This window comes from Curtobacterium sp. L1-20 (genome assembly GCF_048755855.1).
Taxonomy (GTDB): domain Bacteria; phylum Actinomycetota; class Actinomycetes; order Actinomycetales; family Microbacteriaceae; genus Curtobacterium.
The window spans coordinates 300722-317414 of the sequence record NZ_CP151473.1 but is presented as its reverse complement, the minus strand read 5'-3'; the positions used below and the strand labels follow the sequence as shown (position 1 = coordinate 317414).

At 74.0% G+C, this 16693-nt stretch carries 21 protein-coding genes; 8 read left to right on the top strand and 13 right to left on the bottom strand.

The features are described 5' to 3' along the window. Nucleotides 1-32 precede the first annotated feature (32 nt). Complete coding sequence (locus AAEP86_RS02940) at nucleotides 33-695, top strand: PadR family transcriptional regulator (RefSeq protein ID WP_420369054.1); 663 nt, start codon at nucleotides 33-35, stop codon at nucleotides 693-695. Nucleotides 696-782: 87 nt separating this feature from the next. On the opposite strand, the gene AAEP86_RS02935 is transcribed toward AAEP86_RS02940, so the two are convergent. Then, nucleotides 783-1403 (bottom strand): alpha/beta hydrolase, encoded by a 621-nt coding sequence (locus AAEP86_RS02935; protein ID WP_420369053.1) that lies wholly within the window; start codon nucleotides 1401-1403, stop codon nucleotides 783-785. Between the two features lie 73 nt (nucleotides 1404-1476). Here AAEP86_RS02935 and AAEP86_RS02930 point away from each other — a divergent pair, with 73 nt between their 5' ends. Next, nucleotides 1477-2019 (top strand): NUDIX hydrolase family protein, encoded by a 543-nt coding sequence (locus tag AAEP86_RS02930; RefSeq protein ID WP_420369052.1) that lies wholly within the window; start codon nucleotides 1477-1479, stop codon nucleotides 2017-2019. 78 nt (nucleotides 2020-2097) lie between these two features. Here AAEP86_RS02930 and AAEP86_RS02925 read toward each other — a convergent pair whose 3' ends face one another. After that, nucleotides 2098-2304 (bottom strand): CsbD family protein, encoded by a 207-nt coding sequence (locus AAEP86_RS02925; RefSeq protein WP_420369051.1) that lies wholly within the window; start codon nucleotides 2302-2304, stop codon nucleotides 2098-2100. 118 nt (nucleotides 2305-2422) lie between these two features. Then, the gene (locus AAEP86_RS02920) at nucleotides 2423-4030 is read right to left on the bottom strand and encodes a DEAD/DEAH box helicase (RefSeq protein WP_420369050.1); all 1608 of its coding nucleotides are present in this window, start codon (nucleotides 4028-4030) and stop codon (nucleotides 2423-2425) included. Nucleotides 4031-4264: 234 nt separating this feature from the next. Here AAEP86_RS02920 and AAEP86_RS02915 point away from each other — a divergent pair, with 234 nt between their 5' ends. Then, nucleotides 4265-5110 carry an endo alpha-1,4 polygalactosaminidase gene (locus AAEP86_RS02915; protein ID WP_420369049.1) on the top strand — a complete coding sequence of 282 codons (846 nt, stop codon included), beginning with the start codon at nucleotides 4265-4267 and terminating at the stop codon, nucleotides 5108-5110. 13 nt (nucleotides 5111-5123) lie between these two features. Here AAEP86_RS02915 and AAEP86_RS02910 read toward each other — a convergent pair whose 3' ends face one another. The 4 genes from AAEP86_RS02910 to AAEP86_RS02895 all read right to left on the bottom strand — a co-directional run bounded on the left by AAEP86_RS02910 (nucleotide 5124) and on the right by AAEP86_RS02895 (nucleotide 7476). Beyond that, nucleotides 5124-5489, bottom strand: a complete 366-nt coding sequence (locus AAEP86_RS02910) for a GntR family transcriptional regulator (RefSeq protein WP_420369048.1) — start codon at nucleotides 5487-5489, stop codon at nucleotides 5124-5126. A gap of 34 nt (nucleotides 5490-5523) precedes the next feature. Continuing rightward, entirely contained in the window at nucleotides 5524-6093 is a 570-nt protein-coding gene (locus AAEP86_RS02905) for a DUF1684 domain-containing protein (RefSeq protein WP_420370434.1), read from the bottom strand. Between the two features lie 218 nt (nucleotides 6094-6311). Continuing rightward, a complete protein-coding gene (locus tag AAEP86_RS02900) occupies nucleotides 6312-6803 on the bottom strand; it encodes a hypothetical protein (protein WP_420369047.1) in 492 nt (163 codons plus the stop codon). 40 nt (nucleotides 6804-6843) lie between these two features. Further along, complete coding sequence (locus AAEP86_RS02895) at nucleotides 6844-7476, bottom strand: GNAT family N-acetyltransferase (protein WP_420369046.1); 633 nt, start codon at nucleotides 7474-7476, stop codon at nucleotides 6844-6846. A gap of 96 nt (nucleotides 7477-7572) precedes the next feature. Here AAEP86_RS02895 and AAEP86_RS02890 point away from each other — a divergent pair, with 96 nt between their 5' ends. Continuing rightward, nucleotides 7573-8181 (top strand): hypothetical protein, encoded by a 609-nt coding sequence (locus AAEP86_RS02890; protein WP_420369045.1) that lies wholly within the window; start codon nucleotides 7573-7575, stop codon nucleotides 8179-8181. Nucleotides 8182-8218: 37 nt separating this feature from the next. Next, entirely contained in the window at nucleotides 8219-8521 is a 303-nt protein-coding gene (locus AAEP86_RS02885) for a DUF427 domain-containing protein (protein ID WP_070417652.1), read from the top strand. 94 nt (nucleotides 8522-8615) lie between these two features. Here AAEP86_RS02885 and AAEP86_RS02880 read toward each other — a convergent pair whose 3' ends face one another. The 6 genes from AAEP86_RS02880 to AAEP86_RS02855 form a co-directional block, all read right to left on the bottom strand. Further along, the gene (locus AAEP86_RS02880) at nucleotides 8616-9869 is read right to left on the bottom strand and encodes an Nramp family divalent metal transporter (protein ID WP_420369044.1); all 1254 of its coding nucleotides are present in this window, start codon (nucleotides 9867-9869) and stop codon (nucleotides 8616-8618) included. An 89-nt stretch (nucleotides 9870-9958) separates the two neighbouring features. Further along, nucleotides 9959-10654 (bottom strand): CGNR zinc finger domain-containing protein, encoded by a 696-nt coding sequence (locus AAEP86_RS02875; RefSeq protein WP_420369043.1) that lies wholly within the window; start codon nucleotides 10652-10654, stop codon nucleotides 9959-9961. 48 nt (nucleotides 10655-10702) lie between these two features. After that, entirely contained in the window at nucleotides 10703-11179 is a 477-nt protein-coding gene (locus AAEP86_RS02870) for a SprT-like domain-containing protein (protein WP_420370433.1), read from the bottom strand. 2 nt (nucleotides 11180-11181) lie between these two features. Next, on the bottom strand, nucleotides 11182-12024 hold the full coding sequence (locus AAEP86_RS02865; protein ID WP_420369042.1) for a hypothetical protein: 843 nt from the start codon (nucleotides 12022-12024) through the stop codon (nucleotides 11182-11184). A 127-nt stretch (nucleotides 12025-12151) separates the two neighbouring features. Then, nucleotides 12152-12907 carry a hypothetical protein gene (locus tag AAEP86_RS02860; RefSeq protein ID WP_420369041.1) on the bottom strand — a complete coding sequence of 252 codons (756 nt, stop codon included), beginning with the start codon at nucleotides 12905-12907 and terminating at the stop codon, nucleotides 12152-12154. 98 nt (nucleotides 12908-13005) lie between these two features. After that, a complete protein-coding gene (locus AAEP86_RS02855) occupies nucleotides 13006-13848 on the bottom strand; it encodes a spermidine synthase (protein WP_420369040.1) in 843 nt (280 codons plus the stop codon). Nucleotides 13849-13993: 145 nt separating this feature from the next. Between AAEP86_RS02855 and AAEP86_RS02850 the strand changes: the two genes are divergently transcribed. From AAEP86_RS02850 to AAEP86_RS02840, 3 genes are read left to right on the top strand one after another with little or no spacing between them, the layout of a single operon-like run. Next, nucleotides 13994-14503 carry a hypothetical protein gene (locus AAEP86_RS02850; protein WP_420369039.1) on the top strand — a complete coding sequence of 170 codons (510 nt, stop codon included), beginning with the start codon at nucleotides 13994-13996 and terminating at the stop codon, nucleotides 14501-14503. Further along, nucleotides 14500-15747, top strand: coding sequence for a sensor histidine kinase (locus AAEP86_RS02845; protein WP_420369038.1), 1248 nt, complete (start codon nucleotides 14500-14502; stop codon nucleotides 15745-15747). The genes AAEP86_RS02850 and AAEP86_RS02845 overlap by 4 nt, the downstream gene beginning before the upstream one ends. Further along, the gene (locus tag AAEP86_RS02840) at nucleotides 15744-16403 is read left to right on the top strand and encodes a response regulator transcription factor (RefSeq protein WP_420369037.1); all 660 of its coding nucleotides are present in this window, start codon (nucleotides 15744-15746) and stop codon (nucleotides 16401-16403) included. The genes AAEP86_RS02845 and AAEP86_RS02840 overlap by 4 nt, the downstream gene beginning before the upstream one ends. The last annotated feature ends 290 nt before the right edge of the window (nucleotides 16404-16693 follow it).

Sequence of the window (16693 nt, the reverse complement as noted above, 5' to 3'; positions counted from 1 at the left end):
CAGCACCAAGGAAAGGAGTCATCATGCGCCCCATGTATGACGACAACACCGCACACGAGCGCCGCGGGATCCGCGGCGACGGCCCGCGTGGTCCCCGCTTCGGCGGCGCGCGAGCGCACCACGGGGCCGGCTTCCCCGGCCGCGACCGCGGCGACCACGACCACGGCGGACGCGGCGGCTTCGGCCGCGGTTTCGGCCCGGGCTTCGGTGGCCCGGGATCCGGGGGCCCCGGATTCGGCGGTCCCGGCTTCGGCCGTGAGCGCCGCCGCCGTGGCGACGTCCGCCTCGCGATCCTCGGTCTCCTGGCCGAGGGCCCGCAGAACGGCTACGCCGTGATCAAGACCATCGCCGAGCGCACCGGCGGCGCCTGGAAGCCGAGCCCCGGCTCGGTCTACCCGACGTTCCAGCAGCTCGTGGACGAGGACCTCGTCGTCTCCACGGGCGACGGCCGCAAGACGCTCTTCGAACTCACCGACGCCGGCCGGGCCGAGGCCGAGGCGAAGGCGGACGAGATCGCCGCGGCCTTCGACGCACCGGGCCTCCCGGACTCGCAGCGCGAGTTCTTCGAGGCGCTGCGGAAGACCATGGGCGTCCTGCACATGTACCGCACCAGCGCGACGGAGGAGCAGGCGAAGGCGGCCACGGCCAAGGTCGACCAGCTCCGCAAGGACCTCCTGCAGATCCTCGCCGACTGACGGCTCACGTCCCGACGTGGCCCGTGACGGACGGGAGGCGCGGTGCCAGCCGGCACCGCGCCTCCCGTCCGTCCGTGCGTGACGGGGTCACGACGCCTCGATGAACGCGGCCACGTCCGCCAGCTCCGCGGCGGACACCGCGTGGCGCAGTCCCGCGTAGGTGCGGTCGGTCACGTCGGTGTGTGCTGCCGCCCAGGCCTGCGTCCGGGCGGTCGCCTCGGCGGGGATCACGGGGTCGAGGTCGCCGTGCCCGAGGAACACCCGCGGGTGCGCGGCGGCCACGGCGTCGTCCCGTCCGTCCGTGTCGCCCGGCACGACGAAGCCGGACAGCGACACCGCGAACGCGAACGCCCGCGGTCGTGCCCGGAGCAGCTGGAGGGCCATCGAGCCGCCCTGCGAGAAGCCGAGCAACCCGATCCGCGGGTGGTCCTCGGCGACGGAGTCGATCCACGTGAGCACGTCGGCCACGGCCTCGTCGACCGGCCCGGGCGCGGGGGACCCCGGCGTGCCGAGCGGGTACCAGCTGTGGCCCTGCCCCCACGGCAACGGTGCCCGGAGGGACGCGATCGTCCATGCCGACGGCAGCGCGGGGGCGAGTCCGAGCAGGTCGTGCTCGTTCGATCCGACCCCGTGCATCGTCACGAGCAGGGGCGTGCCCGTCCGCTCCGGGGTCGGTCGGGTCCACTGCACGAGCGTCGCGTCGATCACCCGGGCAAGGCTATCCGCCCCCGCTGCCCGTGCCGCGCGCCGAACTCGCCGGAGTCCCTGGTAGACACGGTGCATGGCCTCGCTGCGCACCCCCGACCCCGATTCCGGCTGGCTGTCCGACGAGGAACTCGCGAACGTCCGTCGTCGACTGCCCATCTGCTACGTCGAAGCGGTCCCCGTCCGGACCGACGGCCTCGGCGTCGTCACCGAGGTGGGCGTGCTCCTGCGCGTCTCGCCGAGCGGTTCGATCGCCCGCACCCTCGTCTCCGGACGCGTGATGTTCGGGGAGTCGATCCGCACGGCGCTGTTCCGGCACCTCGAGAAGGACCTCGGCCCGATGGCCTTCCCGCAGCTCCCCTCGAGCCCGACGCCGTTCACGGTCGCGGAGTACTTCCCGCTGCCGGGCGCATCCGTGTACACGGACGAGCGGCAGCACGCGATCTCCCTCGCCTACGTCGTCCCCGTGACCGGCACGTGCGAGCCCCGGCAGGACGCCCTCGAGCTGACGTGGATGAGTCCGGCCGAGGCCGCCTCCGACGCCGTGGCCGACGAGATGGAGGGTGGCCGCGGAGCACTCCTGCGCGCCGGCCTCGCGTCGGTCGGCGCCCTCATGTGACCCGCTCCGCCCGACGGGACGACGAAGGCCCCGGATCCGATCGGATCCGGGGCCTTCGCAGCGCGGTGCTGGACCGGCTTACTTCTTGTCGTCGTTCGAGAGGCTGTCGGCGACGCCGTGGACGGCGTCCTTCGCATCCGTACCGGCCTGCTTGGTGTCGGCCTTGACCTGGTCGGTCTTGCCCTCCGCCTGCAGACGGTCGTTGTCGGTCACGTTGCCGGCAGCTTCCTTGGCCTTGCCTGCTGCCTTCGCAGCGGCGTTCTTCACGTCTTCGATCCCTGCCATGGGCACTCCTCTCAACGACGGACGATTCCCCGTCAGCCGCTCGCGTGGCCTCCGGTGACCCAGAACCTACGCGTGGGGGCCGGCGCCTTTGCAGGCGACGTTGAGGTTCAGAGGACGGTCAGCGGGCGGACCCGGCGGGACGCGAGGCACGACGCGACCCACCGCGACGGGCACCGCCCGACTCGGAACCGGCACCACGACCGGCGGCGTAGCCGCCCTCGGAGGACCAGACCGGAGCGGAACCGCCGCGGACCGTGTCGCTCGAGGCGCGGCGGCTGCCGCCGCTGCGGCGACCACCGGTCGCACCGGCGCCCTGCGCCCCGCTGCGGGCGTCGCGCCCGGCAGCGTCGGGACGCGAGGCGCGTGCCGGAGTACGGCCCTGACGGCTGCCACCGGACCCGTTGCCGGACGCGGCCTGCGCAGGCTGCGCCGCGCCTCCCGATCGACCGCCGCGACCACGACGACGACCGCCGGCGCTGTCGGACTCGGCCGTCCGCTGCTTCGGCTGGCGCTGCTGCTGTGCCGGCTGCTCCGGGGCCACGTGGCGGACCGGGGCGAACTCGCCGACCAGGTCGGTGACGGCGGGGGAGGACGCGGTGACCTGCTGCGGGCTGACCTTGATCGCGGCGGCACGCATCATCTGCGCGACGTCCCGACGCTCGGCGGGCATCGTCACCGTGACGACGTCGCCGGACGAACCGGCACGTGCGGTGCGGCCCGAGCGGTGCAGGTACGCCTTGTGCTCGGTGGGCGGGTCGACGTGCACGACGAGCTCGACGTGGTCGACGTGCACGCCGCGGGCGGCGACGTCGGTGGCGACGAGCACGAGGGCCTCGCCGGACGAGAACTTCGCGAGGTTGCGCTCACGGGCGCCCTGCGACAGGTTGCCCTGCAGGTCCACCGCGGGGATGCCCTGGCTGGTGAGCTGCTTCGCGAGCCGCTTGGCGTGGTGCTTCGTGCGCATGAACAGGATGCGACGACCGGTGCCGCTCGCGAGCGTGCGGACGAGGTCCTTCTTCGCGTCGGCGTCGGCGACCTCGAACAGGTGGTGCGTCATGGCCTCGACGGGGCTGTGCTCGTCGTCGACGGAGTGCATCACCGGGTTGTGCAGGAACTTCTTGACGAGCTTGTCCACGCCGTTGTCGAGCGTGGCGGAGAACAGCATGCGCTGCCCCTGCTCCGGCGTCGCCTGCATGATCTTCGTGACACCGGGCAGGAAGCCCATGTCCGCCATGTGGTCGGCCTCGTCGAGGACGGTGACCTCGATCGCGTCGAGCCGCACGTGGCCCTGCTGCATGAGGTCGGCGAGGCGGCCCGGGCAGGCGACGACCACGTCGACGCCACCGCGGAGTGCGTCCACCTGACGGCCCTGCGAGACACCGCCGAAGATCGTCGTCGTGGTCAGGCCCATCGCCTTCGCGAGGGGGGCGAGCGTCGCGTCGATCTGGGTCGCGAGCTCACGGGTCGGGGCGAGCACCAGGGCGCGGGGCCGGCCGGCGCGGCGCTGACGGGGGTTGGCGGCCAGACGTGCGGCGAGCGGGATCGCGAAGGCGATCGTCTTGCCGGAGCCGGTGCGGCCGCGACCCAGCACGTCCTTGCCCTTGAGCGAGTCGGGGAGTGTGTCGGCCTGGATGGGGAAGGCGTTCTCCTTGCCCTGGGCGACGAGGACGTCGACCATCGGCGTGGGGACGCCGAGGTCGGAGAAACGGATGTCTTCGGTGGTCATGGTGACCTTTCGAGCCGGAGGGTTCCGGCTGTGGGCGCACTTTCTCGCGAGGCAGCGCGCGGGCGGGATGCGCGCCAACGGATGTGGCTGGCGCAGTCGCCGCAGCAGAGAAGCCTGGCACCTTCGGGAGGTGCTCGATCATCGGTCCGTGGACCGGGAGTTCGGGGCGTCCGTACGACGCACGAGGCGATCGGCGCCTCGAGTACCTCCATCATAGCGTGCGAGGATTCCGGGGTGCGAGACCGGACCCTGCTGCTGATCACCGCGACCGTCGTCGTGGCGGTGATCGGGCTCAGCGGGTGCGCCGCGGCGAGTCCGGCATCGGGCCCGTCGTCGTCGGGCCGCGGTTGGACGGACCTGCCGACGTCCGGCATCCCGGACTACCAGCTCGGCGGTGGCTACACCCCGCCGGCGGGCGTCACGATCGTCGAGCGGGACAGCACCGACCGTCCCGCCCCGGGGAAGTACGGCATCTGCTACGTCAACGGCTTCCAGACGCAGCCCGAGGACGCGGACTCCTGGCTCGACGACCACCCGGCGGCGATCCTGCGCGACGCGGACGGCGACCCCGTGTCCGACCCGGGGTGGCCGGACGAGATGCTGCTCGACACCAGGACCGCGGCGGGTCGGGCGACCATCGTCGACGTCCTCACGACGTCGATCGCGCGGTGCGCCGACCGGGGGTTCGACGCCGTCGAGTTCGACAACCTCGACTCGTGGACCCGGTCGCACGGTGCGCTGACCCGCGCCGGCAACCTTGCGCTCGCCGCGGACCTGGTCCGGGTCGGGCACGAGCACGGTCTCGCGGTGGGGCAGAAGAACACGCCGCAGCTCGGGGCCTCCGGCCGGAAGGCCACGGGGTTCGACTTCGTCGTCGCCGAGGAGTGCGTGCAGTACCAGGAGTGCGCGGCGTACAGGACGGCGTACGGGCAGCGCGTCATCGACATCGAGTACTCGGACGAGACCACGGGGCCGTGGTCCGCGGTGTGCGCGGAGGACGACCGTCCGGCGATGACGATCCTGCGCGACCGGGACCTCGTGACCCCCTCCCACGAGGACCACGTCTTCCGGCACTGCTGAGCAGCGCCGCGCGTCAGGCGGGCCAGGCGTCCCGGAGCGCGGCGGCGGCCTGGTCGGCGGAGAGTCCCGATGCACGCGCAGCCGCCGCGAGGGCGCGAGCCGCCTCGGACACCGGTTCCGGCACCTCGGCGGGGCGGATCACCCGCGTGCCGGCGCCGCGGGCGGTGTGCACCAGGCCCGACTCCTCGAGCAGCTGGTAGGCCTTCGCCACCGTCCCGGCGGCCAGCCCGAGTTCGTCGGCGAGACCGCGGACGCTCGGCAGCCGCTCCCCGTCGACGAGGTACCCCGCCGTGATCTGGGCGGCGATCTGCGACCGCACCTGTTCGTAGGGCGGGATCTGCCCTCCGGCGTCGAGCGCCACGAGACTCGTCGATGACATGCGTTCCACCCTGGGTGTCGTGCTGCGCGGGAAGCTAGAAGTCGTACTGCTCGCCGACCGGGATCGGGACGGCGACGGTGTTGCCCGGGGGCGCGAGCGGGCACGCCCACGCCGGGTCGTACGCGCACGACGGGTTGTACGCGAAGTTGAAGTCGAGGACGAGCTCGGCGCCGTCACCACCGAGGTCCGCGCCCTTGATCGTGTCGAGGAGGTACCGCCCGCCGCCGTACGTCCCGCGGGCCTTGCCGGCGCTGGCGTCCTTCACCGGGACGAAGACCCCGCCCGCGTAGCCGCCGTGCGACCACACGTCGAGGGTGCCGACCCCGGGCACCGTCACGATGCCGAGCCGGTCGAAGTGCACCGTGCCGTCCGTGCCGGTCTCGACGTCCATCGCGAGGGCCTCGGCGGGCTCCACGCGCGCCCGGAACCGCCAGGCGGGGTCGTAGTCCGGCACCGGCAGCGCCTCGAAGTCGCGGGCGTCCTCGTCGAGCAGCGGGCTCGCCGGGTGCTCACCGAACATCGCGTCCCGGGTCTCGCGCCACATCGCGTGGGCGGTCTCCGGGTCGGCCGTCGCGCGGACACGGCGGTAGAGGTCGAACGTCATCCGCCGCCAGTCCACGGTGGCGAGCGTGCTGTGCACGCGGTCCTCGGACACCGGTTGCTCCGTCTGGCTCACACGACGAGGCTACGCCGGACGGGCGACCGCGGCGTGACCGACCGGCGGGTCGCGGACGATCCGCGGGTCGCGAGGATCGGCGGGTCGCGAGGATCGGCGGGTCGGGACGACCGGCGGGTCGCGATGACCGGCGGCGGTGCTGCGCCTCAGGCGGCGGCGTGACGGTGACGGCGCCAGTGCGGCGCGAGCGCACGCATCCGGAACGCCCGCCACTGCCAGATGACCCACATCCCGGGCCACAGCGCCACGCCGAGCGCGGCGGGACGCATCCGGTAGCTCAGACGGTCGACGAACAGGGTGCGTCCGTCGGCGGTCGGTCGAACGGCCATCCGGTGCTGCATGTCCATGCGACCGAAGAGTCCGGAGACCCCGCCGCCGTTGTCGCGCTGCACCGGCACGCCCTGCACCTCGTAGAGGTCGATGTCCACGTGCGTGTCACCGCTGGGCACCACGCCGAGGGCGCTCGCCGTGATGGGGTGCGGCTCGCCCGGGACCCACCGCGCGGGGAAGCCGTCGGGGTCGCGGGACCGGTAGACCAGGAACGGCTTGGTGACGGCGACCATGACGGCCGGGGACAGCAGGGCGTCGCGCACGGCGTCGACCGGCGCGTCGAGGACGATCCGGAGGCCGACGTGCATGTCGTGGACGGTACTCGCGCGCCGTCGCCGACGCCGGGACTCAGGCGTGCCGTGCGGAGCGGCGGCGCGACCCCTCGGCGCGGTCGTGCCGCCGGAGCCGTTCGGTGAGGGACAGGCGGACGGCCGGCCACTCCGGGGCGATGACGGAGAACACCACGGTGTCCCGCAGGGTGCCGTCGCGGCCGATGGCGTGGTTGCGGAGGACGCCGTCCTGCTTGGCGCCGAGCGCCGCGATCGCCGTCCGCGACTGCAGGTTGTGCCAGTGCGTGCGGAACTCGACCGCGATGCACTGCCAGACGTCGAAGGCGTGCGAGAGCATGAGGAGCTTCGCCTCGGTGTTGATGCCCGATCGCTGGGCCGACCGCGCGAGGAACGTGCTGCCGATCTCGACGCGACGGTTCGCGGTGTCGATGTGCATGAAGGTCGTCGCCCCCACCACGCGGCCGGTCGGCCGGTCGCGGACGGCGAAGGGCACCATCCGCCCTGCCGTGTGCTCGGCGATGCGCCGCTCGATCTCGTCGTCGACCTGCGCCGGGGCGGGGACCGAGGTGTACCAGGTGCGCCACAGGTCGCCGTCCGCGACCGCCGCCCGCAGGTCGTCCGCGTGCTCGGCGCCGAGGGGCTCGAGGGTGACGCGGTCGCCGGTCAGGGTGGGTGCGGGGGCGATCTCCATGGCACCCGATCCTACGGTCGGCGCCCGACGCCGGAGCACGGGCGGCCACCACCTGTGGAAACGGTCAGTGTCCTCCCGGCGGCTATCGTGGATCGGGTGGCAGCGCGCACGCAGGAGAAGTACCAGGTCCGGTTCGCATGGGGTCTCGCAGGAGCCGCTCGCATCGCCGCGGACGCCCACCTGCTCGTGTGGGTGGACGTCCTGCCGACGCCCGCGGCGCGCTCCGACCACGACCGCGCACGAGCACTGCGCGCCCTCGCCGCGCGGCTGCCGGCCGGTCCGGAGGTCGTGCTCGGCCACCTCGCCGACGCGGCCGCGGTCGCCGGACGCGTGACGCGCCTCCAGGCCGACCGCGGTGACCGGTGCGTCGTCGCGGTGGTCGCCGCCGGCAGTGCGCCGGTACCCGGACCCGACGCCGCCGAGGCCGCCGGCGAGGTCGTGGACGCACCCGACGTGCCGGACTTCGCCGTCGAGGACCTGCTCGCCGCCGGAGCCGTCGTCGACGCGCTCACCGAGGTCGGCATCGACCACACCTCGCCCGAGGCGGCGGCGGCCTGCGCCGCGTGGACCGGTCTGCGTCGTGCGGTGAAGCACCTGGTGAGCGCCTCCGAGTCGGCGGCCACCCTCGAGCCGTCGGTCGTGCAGGCCGCGCTGGCCGCCCCGGGGGAACTGGTCACCCTGCGGGAATCGACCTCGCGCGCGTAGCGTTCCGGTCGACATCCGCAGAGCGAAGGAGCACGCCATGAAGGCAGTCGTCGGAGACACCGTGATCGCCGAGGCCCCCCAGGAGGACCTCATCCAGATCGAGGGCAACTGGTACTTCCCGCCGTCGAGCGTCAAGTCCGAGCTGTTCACCGAGAGCCCGACCCAGTACCACTGCCCGTGGAAGGGCGACACGCAGTACTACACCGTGAACGTCGACGGGCAGGCGCTGCAGGACAACGCCTGGTCGTACCCGACGCCGATCCCCTCGTCGTTCGACCGCGTCGGTAAGGACTACAGCGGCTACGTGGCGTTCTGGAAGGGCGTCCGGGTCGTCGACTGACGACCCCGGCGCCGCGCCCCACAGGGCGGAGCACCGCCCGACGGCGCCGCGTCCCACCTGGGGCGCGGCGCCGTCGTCGTCCCGTGGTGAGCGGTCACCCGGCAAGCGTCAGGACCACCAGCGCGACGTTGAGCGCGACGATCACCGTCGCGATGACGCCCGCCACGACGCGGGTGGTCACCGTGTTGACGTCCTCCCCCATCACGCTCCGCCGCGAGGTGTACACGACCAACGGCACGATGGCGAAGGCGATCCCGAAGCTCAGGACCACCTGGCTCACCACCAGCAGCATCGTGGCGTCGGCGTCCACCGCGAGCAGGACGATCGCCGGCACCAGCGTGACCAGGCGGCGCACGACCAGCGGGATCCGCACGTGCAGCAGCCCCCGCATGATCTCGGCGCCGGCCATGCAGCCCACCGAGGTCGACGCGAGTCCCGAGGCGAGCAGCCCCACCGCGAACAGCACCCCGACGGTCGGTCCGACGTGCTCCGCGATCGCGCGCTGCGCCCCCGGGATCGAGTCGGTCCCGGGGACGCCCGGCAGCGTCGCCGCCGCCAGGACGAGCATGCACACGTTCACACCGCCGGCGACGATGAGCGCGAGGGCCACGTCCCAGCGCGTGGCGACGAGCACGCGCCGGCGCTCCGGCCCGGCCGGGACGTCGCCGTGTCGGTCACGGGCGAGGGCCGAGTGCAGGTACACGGCGTGCGGCATGACGGTCGCGCCGAGCATCGAGGCCGCCAGCACCACCGATCCGGCGCCGTCGAACCGGGGGACGAGGCCGGCGACGAGTTCGCCGGGGGCGACCTGCGCGAACAGGAGCCCGGCGCAGAAGCCGATGGTCAGGATCGCCAGCATCGCGGTCACGACCGTCTCGAAGGCGCGCGTCCCACGACGGCTGTGCAGGCTGAGCACGACCATCGAGACGACGCCGGTGACGATCCCGCCGACGACCAGCGGCAGGTCGAAGAGCAGGTAGAGCGCGAGTGCGCCGCCGATCACCTCGGCGATGTCCGTGGCCGCCGCGACGATCTCGGCCTGCGCCCAGAACAGCAGCCGGGGCGTGCGGCGCATGCGCAGCCCGAGGTGTTCCGGCAGGGACCTGCCCGTGACGACGCCGAGCTTCGCCGACAGGTACTGGACGACGACGGCGCTGGCGTTCGCGGCGACGAGCACCCACAGGAGCATGTAGCCGTGCGCCGCCCCCGCGGTGAGGTTCGCCGCGACGTTGCCCGGGTCGACGTACGCGATCGCGGCGACGAAGGCCGGTCCGAGCAGCGCGAGCCCGGCTCCGCGCCGACGCGGTGAGCGTTCCGGGGAGTGCGGGGGCGAGGCGGTGGCCGTCATGCCGTTCAGCATGCCAGAGGATTCGGCGCGCCGAACATCCGTTTTCGGTGCGGCGTTGACCGCTGTCGGCCGCGCGTGGGTGGTGCCGCTCAGGCGGCGGCGCGTCGGGCGCGGTGCGCCCGGACCTTCGCGCGGTTCCCGCAGCGCTGCATCGAGCACCAGCGCCGCGTCCCGCCGCGCGACGAGTCGTAGAAGACGAGCCCGCAGTCGTCCGCCGAGCACCGGCTCAGCCGCGTGGGCTGACCGTCCGCGGCCACGTCGTCGAACCCCACCTCCGTGAACAGCGCGACCGCGTCGCGCGCGACGCTCGACAGCGCCTGTGCGAGCCGCACCCGGTTCGCTCCGGCCCGGCGACGGCCACCCGGGAGGCTCGGGGGCACGTCCGGCAGGGCGGCGAACAGGTTGACGGTGTCGATGTCGTCGGGCGCGGGGCGCGTCCGCCCGGTCCCGGCGCGCAGGCCCGCCGCCACCGCGGTGCGCTCCGCCGCCGAGGACGGCGGCGCCGGGGCCGCCGCCACCGCCAGCCGCGCGATGGCGGCCCGGAGTGCTCGCGCGTCCTGCAGCTCGCGGACCGTCGCGCCGACGTCGATCGGCTCGGTGTGGTCGGACAGCCACTCGTCCAGGTCGGCGGGGGTCGCCAGGAGCTCGCCGAGCTGCGCGCGCGGACGCCGGCCGTCCGGGTCGTCGGCGTACCCGCCGGTGTGCGCGAAGTCGAGGGCGATCCGACCGGCGTCGAAGAACCAGGAGGAACCGGCGTCCGTGCGGATGTGCTGCCCCGTGTGCATCCGCCCAGGCTAACGGCTCAGCGGCGCGCCTTCCGAGCCGTCACCGGGTCATGCGGTAGCCCGGCGCTCCGACGACGGCCGACGGTTCCACGTGATGACGTTGCGGGCGTCGAACCGGCGCGAGCACCGCGCACAGGCGAGGGGCCGCGTCGGGGTGCGGTACCGGAAGTGCTCGTGGCCGGCCGGGCAGGTGCCGACCCAGGGGGCGAGTTCGCTCGCGACGGGGCCGTCGTAGAGCCGTGAGCCCGTGTACCCGAGGGCGGCGGCCGTCCGACGCCAGGTCGGCCCGTGCGCGGCCCGTGCGCCGGCCAGGGCGTGTGCGATCTCGTGCAGCACCACCTGGTCGACGTCGTCCGGGGAGGACCGGACGGCGAGGTACCGGCTCATGGTGATGCGCTTGCGGGCGAAGTCGCACTGGCCGGCCCGGGTCTTGGCGTGGTCGAAGCCGAACGACCAACCGCCGCCGCCGAGGTGCGCGGCGATGAGCTGCTCGGCCCGGGTCCGCACGGCCTCGAGCGTGAGCATCGTCACCGGAGGTCGTCGTCCGGTTCGTCCCGACCGGCCTGGCCCTGCTGCGCGGCACGTGCGGCGATGCGGCCCCAGATGTCGTCGGCGTCGGTGCGCGCTGCGTCCGGGGCGCCGAGCACGCGACGGCGGATCGGCGGGACCTGCTTCACCGGTTCGGCCACGCGGGTCGTCGGCTCCTCTTCGTCGGCGCGGCGGGCGGCGACCTCCCGTGCGGTACGGGGACGGTCCTCCGCCGGCTTCGGCTGCGCCACCGACGCCCGGAGCGCCGCCTCGACCGCGGTGCGGAGGGCCTCGGTGCGCTCGGACGGCGCCCCGGCCTTCCGGAACGCCTGGTACGAGCGCGACAGCGCCGAGCGGGCCTCGTCGAACCGGGAGAGCTCGAACAGCGACCAGCCCTCGAGCTCCGCAGCGGCGCCCTCGAGCTCCGGCCACTCCTCGGTCCGGGCGGTGTCGCGGGCGAGCGCGGACTCGGTCGCAGCACGCTCGTAGCGGCCGAGGTCGTGCAGGACGTGGGCGCGCCGGATGCGGGCGGCGACCTTGTCGGAGCGCTCCCCGGTGAACATCGTCAGACGGAAGACCTCTTCCGCGATGACGAGGGCCTCGTCCAGCCGTCCGAGCAACCGCAGGAGCTCCGCACGCTCGGCGAGGGCGTCGGTGCTGCGGCTCTGCCCGAGGTCCCGCAGTCGCTGCTGGACCGCGTCGGCGTCCACGGCGGGGCGGAGGCTGATCGGGGCGAAGGTGCTGCCCGGGCTGACACCGGCCGTCACGGGCGCGGCATGACGGGGTTCCCGAGCGCGGTCGGTGCGGTCGGGCTGCTGGCGGTCGTCGGGCGGGAGGGACATCGGTTCGAGGGTAGCCGCGCCGCCCCGAGAGCGAGCGGTGCCACGCGCACGGGGGACGTGCACGGTGACCAGGACGACGACGGCCCGCCGTGCCGGAGCACGACGGGCCGTCCCGGCAGGCCGGTCGTCAGTTGCCGCCGCCCACGGCCGCCGCCGCAGCGACGCCGATGTACGTGGCGAAGGTCGCGATGGTCGCCACCGCCGCGAGGACGACGGCGAAGACGCCCCATCCGCGGCCGCGCTTCGTCGCGATCGCGATGATGCCCTGGACGAGGGCCCAGAGGCCGAGGAGCGCGGCGACGCCGGCGACGACGGCTCCGACCCCGAGCTGGGACACCACGTTCGGGTCGTTCATGAGCTGTTGCTGGAGCTGCCCCTGGTCGGGCGTCGAGCCGTCGGTGGGCACCAGCTTCGAGATCGCGTCGCTGTTGGCCAGTGCGGAGCCCATGAGGTACCCGCCGACGACGCCGATCACCAGGGACGCGAGACCGAGCACGAACGCGACGACGCCGACGGTCTTCTTCTTGCGCTTCGGTTCCTCGTAGCTCTGCCACGCCGGGGCGCCGGCGCTGGTCGGCGCGGAGGACGCGGCGTACGGCTGCTGACCGTACTGGTGCTGGTCGTGCTGCACCTGCCCGTACCGTCCCTGCTGGTCACCGTCGGACGGCGCGTCGTACTGCTGCGCCCCGTACTGCGGCGTGTGGCCCTCGGGTGCGCGCTCGCCGTAGCGGGGTGCGTCGGCCTCGGGTGCGCGCTCGCCGTACCGCGGCGCGTCGTGCCCGGGCTGGTCGGCAGGTGCGGACGCGGGCTGCTGGCCCTCGCCCCAGTTCGGCACCCGGCCGTCGCCGGCGCGGTCCTGGTCGTTCCGGTCGTGGTCCGTCATCGGGTTTCCCATCACTCGGTCGCGCGGCTGCACGGTCGTCCTCCCCATCCTGGCAGCCGACCGTGGTCCGTGCCCGGGATCGGGTGGACGCGACGAGGTCAGCCGCCGAAGACGCTCCGGTTCGGCTCGGGCGACGCCACCGCGGTCTGGTCGGTGACGATCGGCGCTCCGGCGACGAACGACCGCAGTTCGGCGCCGTGCACGACCTTCGCGGGCATGGGGTCGGACGAGTACCGGCGCGGCATCTCCGCCACGGGCAGGTCGGTGGGGGAGCCGAGCAGCACGATGTTCCCGAACCGCCGCCCCTTGAGCATCCCGGTGTCCGCGACCGCCGCGACCGACGGCAGCACGGACTGCAGGGTCGACGCCTGCCCCCGTGCGAACGCGAGGCCGGCGCCGTCCGCCACGTTCACGGCGACGATCCCGGTGGGCGACAGGAAGGACGCGACGGAGCGGTAGAACTCCACGCTCGTGACGTGTGCGGGGATCTGCGACCCGCCGAACACGTCGACGACCGCGAGGTCGACGGTGCCGCGCAGACCGGCCGGCAGCTTCTCGAGCACCTCGCGCGCGTCCCCGTACCGCACCCGGATCGAGGCGCCGCGGGGGAAGGGCAGCGCGTCCCGCACGTGGTCGACGAGGTCGCGTTCGAGTTCGATCACCTGCTGCCGCGAGCCCGGTCGGGTGGCGGCGACGTAGCGCGGGAGCGTCAGGGCCCCGCCGCCGAGGTGCAGCGCCGTGATCGGTCCGTCGGGCAGCAGGTCGATCGCGTGCCCGATCCGGCGGATGTACTCGAACGCCAGGTGCGTCGGGTCCTCGAGGTCGACGTGGGACTGCGGCGTGCCGTCGACCACCAGGGTGAACGACCCCGGTCGGTGTCGGTCCGGTTCGACGACCGCGTAGCCCGCACCGATCCGGAACCCGTCGAACGCATCAGCCATGCCCCCAATGGAACACCACCGAGCGGCCGCCCACGATCACCACCCGTGCCCCCACCCCTGGTTGGTGTGCCGGCCGACGCCCGCCGCCGAGGCTGGTGTCACCGGTCGGGAAGGCCCCGCCGGACCCCCTCGGAAGGAACACACCATGTCGGTCCAGCTCGTCGCGGACGTCCTCATCGGGATCGCACTCGTCGCGTTCCTCGCGTACCGCCAGACCACCTGGCGGTACCTCGACCCGGCACGGATCTGGCGTGGCCCGCTCGTCATGGGGATCATCGGGGTGGTCCTCCTCGTCCAGACGACGGCGACGATCACCAGCACGGACGTCGTGTTCCTCGGGATCGAGGCCCTCGTGACGATCGGCGTCGGCCTCACCACGGGGCGCATCACCCGCTTCCGCACGGTCGGCACCCCGGACGAGAAGGGCCGCACGCTCCAGTCCCGGACGGGGTGGCTCGGTGCGGGCCTGTGGATCGTCCTCGTCGTCGTGCGCGTCGGACTCGACGTCGTCGGTGGGCACCTCGGCGCCCACCTCCTCACGTCGACCGGCACGGTGCTGCTCGTCCTGGCGCTGAACCGCGCCGCCCGCGCCGTCGTCCTCGACCAGCGGATCCCCCGCGGCGAGCACCGGGTGCGCGGCATGATGGTCCGGTGACCCCGTTGCCCGGCCGTGGACCGACCGACCTCCCCGGGGGCCGGTCGCGTCCCGGTGCCGCGTGGGGCCTCAACGCCCTCGGCATCGTGGTCGTCGCGTTCTGGTTCGTGCGGAACGGCCTGCAGCTCGAGCACCCGGCGTGGGTCTGGGTCGTCGGTGCGGTCGCGCTCGCCGCGTGGGCGCTGCGCGAGTCCGGTCGGTCGCCGCGGGTGGTGACCGTCGCGGCCTGCGTGATGATCGCCGCCGGGGCGTCGGTGGTGGTGCAGACGGGATCACTGATGATCGTCCCGGTGATCGTCGGGATCGTCGTCCTGGGTGCCGCCCTCACCCTGCCCGTCTGGACGTCGGCGGTCGCCGCGCTCGCCGCCCTGGTGGTCATCGCCGTCTGCGCCACCGTCGAGCACGCCTCCGTCCAGTTCGTCCTCGGCGCGGGCGGCGGACTGCTGCTCGGACTCCTCGTCGGCTTCAGCCGCCGACAGTTCCGCGTCGCGGCGGTGCGGGCCGACGAGGCGGAGCGGGAGCAGCAGCGTGCCCGGCTCCTCGCCGACCGCGCACGTGCGGCCCGGGACGTCCACGACGTGCTCGCGCACTCGCTCGGCGGCCTGGTGCTCCAGCTCGACGCGGTCGAGGCCCTCCTCGAGGCCGGACGCGTCGAGGACGCGAGGACGCGCGCGGGTGAGGCCCGGACCCTGGCCGCCGAGGGGCTGGCCGAGGCCCGTCGCGCGGTGCACGCGCTCCGTGACGACACGGACGGACCGGACGCCCAGGCGACCGAGGCGACCCCGGCGGTGGTGCCGGCCACCCCTGCGGACGCGACCGGGTCCGTCGGCGCGGTCCGCGCCTCCCGGCCTGCCGACGACCACCTGGCGGGCCTGGCGGCCCTGGTGGACGCGCACCGCTCGTTCGGCGGCGAGGTGGTGACGCAGGGCGACACGACGTTGTCCGTCCTCGACGCGGCCCACCGCGCCGCCGTGGTTCAGGTCGTCCGGGAGGCGCTGAGCAACGCGCGCAGGCACGCGCCGGGCCGCCCCGTGTCCCTGTCCGTCATCCGGGACGGCGACGCCGTGGACGTCGTGGTGGCGAACCCGCTGTCCGGCGCCGGACACGGGCTGCTCGGGATGCGCGAGCGGTTCGCGGAACTCGCCAGCGGCGCCACTCTGGCGGCACAGCGGGACCACGACGAGTTCATCGTCGCGATGCACGTGCCGACGGCCACCGCCGGTGCCGAGAGTGGGCGCCCGTGACCGTCCGCGTGCTCGTCGTCGACGACCAGGCGATCGTGCGGGACGGCCTCGTCACGGTGCTGTCGCTCGTCCCGGACCTGCAGGTGGTGGGCGAGGCGTCGGACGGGGCGGAGGCGCTCGCCGCGGTCGCGCGGGAGGAACCCGACGTCGTCCTGATGGACCTGCGGATGCCCGGCGTCGACGGTCCCACCGCGACGGCGCGCATCGCGGCGAGCCACCCGTCGGTCGCCGTCCTCGTCCTCACCACCTTCGCCGACGACGAGTCGATCGTCGCCGCGCTCCGTGCCGGCGCGCGCGGGTACCTCACGAAGGACGCGGGACGCGCGGAGATCGCGACCGCGATCCGAGCGGTCGCGTCGGGCCAGTCGACCTTCGACGCCACGGTGGGTGCGCGCCTCGTCGCGCGGCTCGGGGACGCGCCGCCCGCCACCGACGACCACGGACAGGTGCCGACCGCCGGGCTGCGGACCCGGTTCCCGGAGCTGACCCCGCGCGAGGCGGACGTCCTCGCGCGCATCGCCGAGGGCCGCTCGAACCCGGACATCGCCGCCGAGCTGTTCCTCACGGTGCCGACCGTGAAGTCGTACGTCAACCAGGTGTTCGCGAAGCTCGGGGTGCGGACCCGCGCGGAGGCGGTGGCGCGGGTCCTGCGCTGAGGCGGAGCTCGGAGTCCGGAGCTTGCCGCTCCGGCGTTCATGCGTACGCATGGACGTCCAGCGGACGCCAAGGCGCAGCGGCTACCGTCCTCCGGGTCGTCACCACTGGTGCGTCGACCCGCGCAGTGCCCCACACCTCGCGCGTCCGCACCCGTCGTGACCACGACGTGGACCGACCGGCGACCCCACCGCCGCGTCCCGGTGCGCGTCGTCGGCGTGCCGGGCCCCACCCGCGCCTGCGCGCCGCCCGCGGACGGCCACGAGCTGTCCGCTGCACACCGTGCCGTGCC

Bases quoted from the DNA above. Each gene is read 5' to 3' on its own strand.
- AAEP86_RS02860 (WP_420369041.1), bottom strand. From the start codon at position 12,907: ATGACGGACCACGACCGGAACGACCAGGACCGCGCCGGCGACGGCCGG.
- AAEP86_RS02905 (WP_420370434.1), bottom strand. From the start codon at position 6,093: ATGACGTTCGACCTCTACCGCCGTGTCCGCGCGACGGCCGACCCGGAG.
- AAEP86_RS02925 (WP_420369051.1), bottom strand. From the start codon at position 2,304: ATGGCAGGGATCGAAGACGTGAAGAACGCCGCTGCGAAGGCAGCAGGC.
- AAEP86_RS02895 (WP_420369046.1), bottom strand. From the start codon at position 7,476: ATGGAGATCGCCCCCGCACCCACCCTGACCGGCGACCGCGTCACCCTC.
- AAEP86_RS02875 (WP_420369043.1), bottom strand. From the start codon at position 10,654: ATGCACACGGGGCAGCACATCCGCACGGACGCCGGTTCCTCCTGGTTC.
- AAEP86_RS02880 (WP_420369044.1), bottom strand. From the start codon at position 9,869: ATGACGGCCACCGCCTCGCCCCCGCACTCCCCGGAACGCTCACCGCGT.
- AAEP86_RS02865 (WP_420369042.1), bottom strand. From the start codon at position 12,024: ATGTCCCTCCCGCCCGACGACCGCCAGCAGCCCGACCGCACCGACCGC.
- AAEP86_RS02855 (WP_420369040.1), bottom strand. From the start codon at position 13,848: ATGGCTGATGCGTTCGACGGGTTCCGGATCGGTGCGGGCTACGCGGTC.
- AAEP86_RS02900 (WP_420369047.1), bottom strand. From the start codon at position 6,803: ATGCACGTCGGCCTCCGGATCGTCCTCGACGCGCCGGTCGACGCCGTG.
- AAEP86_RS02920 (WP_420369050.1), bottom strand. From the start codon at position 4,030: ATGACCACCGAAGACATCCGTTTCTCCGACCTCGGCGTCCCCACGCCG.
- AAEP86_RS02930 (WP_420369052.1), top strand. From the start codon at position 1,477: ATGGCCTCGCTGCGCACCCCCGACCCCGATTCCGGCTGGCTGTCCGAC.
- AAEP86_RS02870 (WP_420370433.1), bottom strand. From the start codon at position 11,179: ATGCTCACGCTCGAGGCCGTGCGGACCCGGGCCGAGCAGCTCATCGCC.
- AAEP86_RS02885 (WP_070417652.1), top strand. From the start codon at position 8,219: ATGAAGGCAGTCGTCGGAGACACCGTGATCGCCGAGGCCCCCCAGGAG.
- AAEP86_RS02910 (WP_420369048.1), bottom strand. From the start codon at position 5,489: ATGTCATCGACGAGTCTCGTGGCGCTCGACGCCGGAGGGCAGATCCCG.
- AAEP86_RS02940 (WP_420369054.1), top strand. From the start codon at position 33: ATGTATGACGACAACACCGCACACGAGCGCCGCGGGATCCGCGGCGAC.
- AAEP86_RS02850 (WP_420369039.1), top strand. From the start codon at position 13,994: ATGTCGGTCCAGCTCGTCGCGGACGTCCTCATCGGGATCGCACTCGTC.